General features: G+C 60.7%; 1 protein-coding gene. It reads left to right on the top strand.

The annotated features are described in order from the left end of the window. Window positions 1–271, top strand: a 271-nt coding sequence (locus RZO55_RS10360) for a hypothetical protein (protein ID WP_318064207.1), incomplete at its 5' end; no start/stop codon positions are given. Between the last annotated feature and the right edge of the window lie 60 nt (window positions 272–331).

Raw genomic sequence — 331 nt, 5'->3', positions numbered from 1 at the left:
CATTTCCCTGGACGAGGCTTTTGCCGGCGTGGACGAAAACAATATCCGCGACATGTTCGACCTGCTGGAAGAGCTGGATTTCGATTACATCATGAATTCCCAGGCGTTGTGGGGCGACTACGACACCGTTTCCAGCCTGTCGATCTGCGAACTCGTCCGGCCGAAAAACGCTCCTTACGTCACCGTGATCCGCTACCGGTGGAACGGAAAAGAGCGGCTCCTGCAGGCGGATGCGGAGGCAGCGGCGGCGGAGGCAGAGGGAGGGCGGTAGGGGACGGGGAGCCCTCCAGCGCCAAGTTGTCCACCGTATCCCGACCGTAAGTACGGGTGA

This window comes from Clostridium boliviensis (assembly GCF_033342255.1).
Lineage (GTDB): Bacteria > Bacillota > Clostridia > Lachnospirales > Lachnospiraceae > Lacrimispora > Lacrimispora boliviensis.
This window is presented reverse-complemented; position numbering and strand designations above follow the sequence as displayed.